The 5,856-nt window shown below is 77.0% G+C and carries 4 protein-coding genes; 2 read left to right on the plus strand and 2 right to left on the minus strand.

Going from position 1 to position 5,856, the window contains the following annotated elements:
- Together AC0CYZ_RS11935 and AC0CYZ_RS11940 are read right to left on the minus strand one after the other, a co-directional pair.
- On the minus strand, positions 1–2,725 hold a 2,725-nt coding region (locus tag AC0CYZ_RS11935; RefSeq protein ID WP_472215542.1), incomplete at its 3' end, for an AAA family ATPase.
- Entirely contained in the window at positions 2,722–3,864 is a 1,143-nt protein-coding gene (locus AC0CYZ_RS11940; protein WP_472215544.1) for a metallophosphoesterase family protein, read from the minus strand. The genes AC0CYZ_RS11935 and AC0CYZ_RS11940, both read right to left, overlap by 4 nt.
- Positions 3,865–4,080: 216 nt before the next feature.
- Between AC0CYZ_RS11940 and AC0CYZ_RS11945 the strand changes: the two genes are divergently transcribed.
- Both AC0CYZ_RS11945 and AC0CYZ_RS11950 read left to right on the plus strand, forming a co-directional pair.
- Entirely contained in the window at positions 4,081–4,881 is an 801-nt protein-coding gene (locus tag AC0CYZ_RS11945; protein ID WP_472215546.1) for an enoyl-CoA hydratase/isomerase family protein, read from the plus strand.
- 120 nt (positions 4,882–5,001) lie between these two features.
- Positions 5,002–5,856, plus strand: an 855-nt coding sequence (locus AC0CYZ_RS11950; RefSeq protein ID WP_472215548.1) for an AurF N-oxygenase family protein, incomplete at its 3' end; no start/stop codon positions are given.

Raw genomic sequence — 5,856 nt, forward strand, 5'->3', positions numbered from 1 at the left:
CGCGGTAGCGCGCGGGGCTGCAGGTGAGCACGACGACCTGGTGGGTCGCCCCCGTGGTCGCGGCGGTGAACACGGCCGCCAGGCGCTCGAGGCGGGCGGGGTCGGAGTGACCGAGCGCGTCGTCGATCATGACCGGCACGCCGTCCTGCGCGTCGACGAGCGCCGCGACCGCGAGCCGCGCGCACAACCCCAGCTGCTCCTTCGCGCCGCTGGAGAGCGCCTCGAACGGGACGGTCACGCCGTTGAGCGTCCGCGCCACGATCCGCAGGCCCTGGTCGACCTCGAGCGCCAGCGACGGCCCGAACACGATGCGCGCGAGACGCTCGACCTCCCGCCGGAACGGCGCGACGTAGGCCTGCCGGACCTCGTCGCGGTGCCGGGCGAGGGTCGCGTGGAGCCGGACCGCGGCGGCTGCCCGGCGGGCGACCGAGGCGTGCTCGCGCTCCGCGGCGGCGAGCTCGTCGCGGGCGGCGGTCAGCCGGTCGTGCCGGCCCTCGCCGCCGGCCATCTGCAGCCGCCCGGTGACCTCTGCCCGACGGCGCTCGACCTCGGCGCTGCGCGTGGTCAGGGCCTCGGTGGCGCGGCGCGCGGAGACGACGAGGGCCTCGACGGTGTCCGGGTCGTCCGCGGCGAGCGCGGCAGCGCGCTGCTCGTGGTCGGCCTCGGTGCGCCTGGCCCGCGCGAGGGTCTCGGTGGCCTCGGCGTCGAGGACGTCGTCCGGGGCGGCGGACCGGGCGTCGGCGAGCTCGGCGGCGAGCCGGGAGGCGTCGCTGCGCGCCACGGCCCCGCCCGTCCGGGCCGCGGCGACCTCGGACTCCGCGGCCCGCACCGCGTCGTCGGCGAGCCGCCAGGCCTGCTCGGCCTCCTCCGCCGTGCTGCGGGCCGTGGCCGCGGTGTCGCGGGCACGGCCGGCGTCGTGGCGCAGCGCGTCGAGCTCGGCGGCCCGGGCGGCGCGGGCCGGGTCGTCGGGGGCGTCCTCGTCGAGGGCGACCCCGGTCTCGTCGAAGAGGGCGGGTCCGTCGGGTTCGCGGCGGCCCCTGCGCTTGGGGCCGCGGGGCTCGTCGGCGGCCGGCTCGGGGCGCAGCCGGTCGGCGAGCCGGTCGACCTCGGCGCGGACCTCGGCGGTGGGGCGCCCGCCCAGCTCGCGCTCCACGACGGCGGTGAGCTCGCGGACCCGGCCGGCGGCGTCCTCGGTGGCGTGGCGGGCGGCGCGCGCCGCGGCGAGGTCGGCCACCCCGAGCGCAGCGCACGCGGCGTCGCGCTCCTCGCGGGCCCGGGCCACCCGGCGTCGGGCCTCCGCGCCGTCGAGGCCCGGCCGCACCCGCACCTCGACCACGCCGGGCACGCCGACCGTCACCGGCCCGGCCACCCGCACCGTCCGCGTCTCGCCCGGCGCCACGGCCTCGCCGTCGGCGGTCACACCGGACGCGGCGTCGTGCGCCACGACCTCCACGGTGCCCGCCCCGGCCGCGAGCTCGGCCTCGGCGCGCACCACCCGCCGGTCGAGCTCCTCGAGCTGCTCGACCGCGGTCGCGTCGACCCGGTTCCGCGAGGACGTCCGCTCCACCTCACGGCGGGCGGCCTCGGCGGCCTCGGCCCGGCGCAGGCGCCACGAGAGGTCGGCGAGCTCGGCGTGGTCGCGCGCAGTGGCCAGGGCATCGTCGGCCGCCCGCGAGGCGGTGTCCGCCGCGGCCGCGGCGGCCCGCGCCGCCTCCCAGGCCGCGCGGCGCTCGTCGGCGTCGGCGCGGCGGGCGGCGTCACGCTCTTCCTGCGTCGCGATGGCGGTGTCGGCGGCCTCGGCGGCCTGTGCGGCTGCCGCCGCACGCTCGACGAGGCGGGCGCGCTCGGCCTGCCGCTCGGTCGCCCGCCGGGCCCGCTCGCGGGCGGCGCCGGCGCGCTCGGCGGCCGCGTCGACCTCGAGGCGGCGGGCCTCGAACGCCGTCCAGCGGTCCTCGAGCTCGCGGGCCCGCTCGGCGGTGGTCCGCCGCTCGACGGCGAGCGAGGAGACCTCGCGGTCGAGGTCGGCGCGCAGCTCGACGTCGCGCTCCACCTCCTCCACCGCCAGCGCGGCCGCGTCCGCCTCGACGTGCGCCGCGGCCAGCCGCTCCGTCGCCTCGCGCAGCGGACCGACCGGACGGCCGTGGCCGCCCTGGTAGCGCCGGACCTCGGCCAGCGCGCGCTCCACGAGGTCCTCCGCGGCGGCGTCGGCCCCCGGGGCGGCCTCGCCGGCCCCCGAGGCGCCCGACGCGGCCCGGTCCAGCGCCCGCGTCAGCGCGTCCTGGCCGCCGAGGTCCGCCTGGCCCAGCGGGGTGTGCTGCTCCACCCGCAGCGCGCGCCACAGGCTGCGGTCCATCGTCTCGTCGAGGATGGCGAGCATCCGGTCGTGCGCCTCGCGCCCGGTCAGCTGTTCGACGCGCGGCGTGAGGACGCTGAGCTCGGTGAGCTTCCGGCGCAGCCAGCGCTTGCGGTAGACGACGTGGTACGGCCCGCTGATCAGCTCGGCCTCGACCGTCGGGCCCGCGTCCCGGCCGGACGGCGCGGCCGCGCGGACCTCGGCGGCGGTGGAGCTGTCGCGGAAGTCGACGAGCAGGTCGAGCGCTGAGATCGTCGAGGTCTTGCCGACCTCGTTGTCGCCCTCGAGCACGGTCATGCCCTGCTCGGCCAGGTGGACCTCGCGGTCGTGCACGCCGCGGAAGTCGGTCAGCCGGATGCGCAGCAGCCTCACCGGTCACCCCCCGTGGCGGCGAGCCGGTGCAGCAGGGCGAGCGCGTCGAGCGCCTCGGCATCGTCCCCCCGGGAGGCCAGCTCGGTCGCGGCGGACGCGGCGAACCCGGAGAGGCCCAGCGCCTCGACGTCGGCGTCGTCGGGGCGGGTGACCAGCTCGTCGGTCACGACCTCGAGCGCGGCCAGCACCGGGGCGTGGCCGGCGAACACGTCGTCCAGGCGGGCCCGCTGGCGCAGCGTGAGGGTGCCCTCGCAGCTCAACCGCAGGGCGGTGCGTTCCGGCGCGGGGAGCGCCCCGAGGCGGGCGTCCAGGAACGCGAGGTCGTCGTCGGTGTCGAGCGTGACGTGCTCGCGGGTGAACGCCCAGCGGCCCACGCGCACCGGGCGCACCACGGCCCCGTGCGCGTCGGCGTCGACGACGAGCACGTTCCCCGGGTCGGTCTCGTCGTGCGAGGTGACCTCCGGGGCCCCGGAGTAGCCGATCCGGTGCTCGCCGGGGAACGGCCAGGTGGAGTGCCGGTCGCCCAGGGCGACGTAGTGCACCCGGCCGTCGGCCAGCGCCGCCCGGCACACGTCGGTGCGGATGACCGCGGGATCGTGCGCGTCCGGGCAGAGCACGTCGACCGCGCCGTGCCCGGCGAGCACCCGCACGACGCCGGGCGGGGCCGGCGCAAGCGCCCGGAGCTGGTCGGCCACGAGGTCGGACAGCGGGCGCTTCGAGGTCCACGGCGCGGCGACGACCTCCACACCGGGCGCGACCTCGTGGACCCCCGCCCGGTCGAGCACCGTGACCTGCGGCGGGCAGCGGCGGGCGAAGTCCGCCCGGCGCGTGACCAGGGCGGCGTCCGCCGGATCGTGGTTCCCGGGCAGGAGCAGCACCGGCACGGTGAAGGTCCGCAGCGTCTCGCACGCCCGCCCGACGACGTCCGGCCCCACCAGGTTCGACTCGAACACGTCTCCGCACACGACGACGAAGGCCGCGCCCTCGTCCGCGGCCACCCGCCCGAGGGCGGCGACGGCGTCGAGCCGCGCCTGCGCGAAGCGTGCCTGCGCCTCGCCCGCGGCCTGGCCGGGGCGCCCGGCGCCGAGGAAGCGGCGCGTCATGCCCAGCTGCCAGTCGGCGGTGTGGACGAAGCGCATGCTCACCTCCCGCGAGGACTGGGCCGACGGTAGGCCGTCGGCCCGGACGACCCGACGGCGACACCCCGGCCGTCGTCGTGATCGAGGAGAGCACGACCCCCCGACAGTCTCGCGGAGGCGAGCGGAGCGACGGGGAGGGGACGCGGAGGCGAGCGGAGCGACGGGGGAAGGGACGAGGGGTGGCGGGACGCCGACGGGTGCGGCAGGTTCCGACGGGTGACCACGCCTCCCGTGCGCGTCGAGACCGGTACCGACCCCGAGCTCGCGGTGGTGACCGTCAACCACCCGCCGCTCAACCTCTACGACGGCGACCTGCACACCGCCCTGATCGAGGCGGTCACCACGCTCGAGCAGCAGCGCCCGCGGGGTGCGCTGTTCCGGGCCGAGGGCAAGGTCGTCAGCGGCGGGGTCGACGTCCGGGACGCCTTCCTGCCCCTGGCCCAGACCTCCGACGTCGAGGGCGGCACCCGCTACTTCGCCGAGCTCGTCGAGCTCGGCGAACGCGTCCACCGGCTGCCGTTCCCGACCGTGTTCGCCGCGCACGGACTGACCCTGACCTGGGCGTTCGAGCTCGCACTGGCCTGCGACCTCATCGTCGCCGGAGAGTCCGCGAGCTTCGGGCTGATCGAGGCGACGGTCGGGCTCACGCCGGCGATGGGCGGGACGCAGCGCCTGGCGGAACGGGTCGGGCAGGGCCGCGCGAAGTACTTCGTCATGACGGCGGGCCGGTTCGGCGCGGCCGAGATGGAGCGCTGGGGCGCCGTCGACCGGATGGTCCCCGACGACGAGGTGGACGGCACCGCGCGCGAGCTCGCCCGCTCGCTCGCCGCCGGCCCGACGCGGGCACACGCCGCCACCAAGGAGATCCTGCGCGAGCTCGCCGCGGGCGGCCTGGACCGGGCGAACGCCCGCACCGCCGAGATCGCCGGCGCGCTGTTCGGCACCGAGGACCTGCGGGGGGCGATGGAGTCGTTCGTCGAGCCGGGTCACGGGAAGGCCCGGTTCACCGGCCGCTGAGTCGCTCGCGCGGAGCCGAAGTACCACGAACACGTGGTCCCTGTTACCCGAGGTTTCCGTTACCCCGGGTCGTGGATATATTCGTGTCGTCAGCCGATGTCACATGGGGAGACGACGACGATGAGCACCCCGACGACCACCCGACGCACCGACGTCTCGGCCCGCCTGCTGCGCTCGGCCGCGAAGAAGTCGTACGACCCGGCCGTCGACATCGACTGGGACGCCCCGCTCGACCCCGCCAAGACCTGGACGCCGGACCACCGCGTCTCGCTCTACGGCACCCCGCTGTGGGAGGCCCTCGACGCCGACCAGCGCCGCGAGCTCGCCAAGCACGAGGCCTGCAGCGTCGCCGGCGCGGGCGTGTGGTTCGAGACGCTGCTCATGCAGCGGCTCCTCAAGGACTTCTACGACGCGGACCCGACGAGCGACCGCGCGCAGTGGGCGCTCACCGAGGTCGCCGACGAGTGCCGCCACTCCCAGATGTTCACGCGGATGACCCAGGTGGCCGGCGTGCCGACGTACGGCCCGGTGCCGTGGATCCGCGCACTCTCGAAGCTCTACAGCGTCGTCACCTGGGGCCCGTCGGCCTACGCGACGATCCTCGTGGCCGAGGAGGTCCTCGACCGGCTCCAGCGCGAGCAGGCCGACGACCCCGAGGTCCAGCCGCTCATGCGCCAGGTCAACAAGATCCACATCATGGAGGAGGCGCGGCACGTCTCCTTCGCCCGCGCCGAGGTCGCCGAGGGCATGGCGGCGCTCTCGCGTCCCGCCCGCGCCTACCACCGCTTCGTGACGGCGTTCGTCAGTTTCTTCATCGTCCGCAGCCTCATCCACCCGGGCGTCTACGCGTCGGTGGGCATCGACCCGCAGCGGGGCCGGCGGGAGGCCCTGGCCAACCCGCACTACCAGGAGATGATCCGCTGGGCGGGGGAGAAGATCCTGGGCTTCCTCGAGGAGGCGGACATGGTCGGGGGA

The organism is Actinomycetospora sp. (genome assembly GCF_055612215.1).